This window comes from Mycobacterium simulans, assembly GCF_900232995.1.
Lineage (GTDB): Bacteria > Actinomycetota > Actinomycetes > Mycobacteriales > Mycobacteriaceae > Mycobacterium > Mycobacterium simulans.
The window spans coordinates 1-1558 of the sequence record NZ_OCVX01000023.1 but is presented as its reverse complement, the minus strand read 5'-3'; the positions used below and the strand labels follow the sequence as shown (position 1 = coordinate 1558).

The following is a 1558-nucleotide window of genomic DNA, read 5'->3' as shown; positions in this document are numbered from 1 at the left end:
GAAAGATGACATGTGATGGGGACCCCCTCGGCACAGACGCTCGATGATCTATGCGTCGGTAATTTTTCAGGAGCTCGAGGAGGTCCCGCTGATGACGATGGTAGGCGGTTTTGACGTGCATCGGCAGCAGATCACTTTCGATTACGTCGATGACGACGGGTTGGTGCGTTGGGGTCAGATCCGGCCGGCGACCCGGTCAACGTTGCGGCGCTGGTTGAGCGAGCGGTGCCCGGATGGGGACGCGGAGTTCGCGTTGGAGGGTTGCACCGGGTGGCGGTATGTCAGCGAGGAGCTGGCGGCTGCGGGAGTGCGTGTGCATGTGGGGGATCCGGCCGAGATCGCGGCGTTGCGGGGGCGTAAGAAGCGGGCCAAGACCGACCGTGCCGATGCCCGGTTGCTGCGCACGCTGCTGTTGCAGGGCCGGTTTCCCGAGTCGTGGATCCCGCCGGCGCATGTGTTGGAGATCCGCAATCTGGGACGGCTGTATTGCACCTTGATGGATGAGCGGCGCGCCTGGCAGCAGCGCATTCATGCCCAGTTGTTCCATCAGGGCTGCCCGCCGGTCAAAGCACTGCTGTCGGCGCGGGGCCGGGAGGCGCTCGCTGGCGCGCCGTTGTCGCCAGCGGGACGCCAATACGTCGATGCTGCCCTGCGCCGCATTGATGAGCTGACTCCGGAGATCGACGCGCTGCGAACCCAATTGGTGGACTTCGCCCGGCGCCAAGCCGGATGTCGGGCACTGCAGCGCCACTACGGCATCGGCTGGTTATGCGCGGCGATCATGTGGGCCGAGATCGGTGATGCGCGCCGATTCACCAGTTCTGATCAGCTGGTGCGCTACGCCGGGCTGGATGTCACCGTGCATTCCTCGGATGCCAAACGCTCCCCGGGGCACCTGTCGCGGCAGGGCTCACCCGAATTGCGGTGGGTGGCGTTTGAGGCGGCTAAGTGTGCGGCCCGGCGCGGCTCTCCGGATCGCGCCTACTACCGGAGGCTGGCGGCTAAGCGCGACGGCCACAACGGCAAGAACCCGACCTTGGCGGTGGAGCGCAAGATCTTGCGCCGCTGCTATCACACGCTGCGTGAGCTCGGCGATGCCGCCCTGGCGCTGCCCGACACCTCAGTGCAGGAGGTGGCCGCCTAAATGCGTCGTGCGCGTGCCCTGCCCATATTTCAGCTGATGCCCGCGGTCAGCTCCCGAACGAGTCCTGTCGCCACCCCGCTGTTGGGTGGACTTCCCGGAAAGACTGAGCGGCCGCACATCCTCGCCAGCCCGCACGCCGGGCACCCCATCAATCATCATGTCACCGGACCTCGTCCGTGGACCCAGATAAGGCTGGGCGTCGGCACGCCCGACGTCGTCTCGCGCACCACATTCGCGCACGGGAGGCAGCAGATGGCTTGAACTACAACGTCTTTGCCTCGTCCCACCCGACCGGGAGTATGCGGCGGATCCTCCTCGGCCTCAAGGTCGTTCGTCCTCGCTGCGCTTCGGGCGCTCCACCTTGACCCCGACTCCGCTCCACCGACCAATGTCGGGGATGGGAAACGAGGCAAA

General features: G+C 65.9%; 2 protein-coding genes. Both read left to right on the top strand.

All coding sequences use genetic code 11. The annotated features are described in order from the left end of the window. Positions 1–43 precede the first annotated feature (43 nt). Complete coding sequence (locus tag MSIMFI_RS26505) at positions 44–1144, top strand: IS110 family RNA-guided transposase (protein ID WP_224770465.1); 1101 nt, start codon at positions 44–46, stop codon at positions 1142–1144. A gap of 36 nt (positions 1145–1180) precedes the next feature. After that, positions 1181–1405, top strand: coding sequence for a hypothetical protein (locus MSIMFI_RS26500; protein ID WP_191499906.1), 225 nt, complete (start codon positions 1181–1183; stop codon positions 1403–1405). Positions 1406–1558: the final 153 nt, after the last annotated feature.

Coding starts and splice junctions, on each gene's coding strand:
- MSIMFI_RS26505 (WP_224770465.1), top strand. CDS start 44: ATGATCTATGCGTCGGTAATTTTTCAGGAGCTCGAGGAGGTCCCGCTG.
- MSIMFI_RS26500 (WP_191499906.1), top strand. CDS start 1,181: ATGCCCGCGGTCAGCTCCCGAACGAGTCCTGTCGCCACCCCGCTGTTG.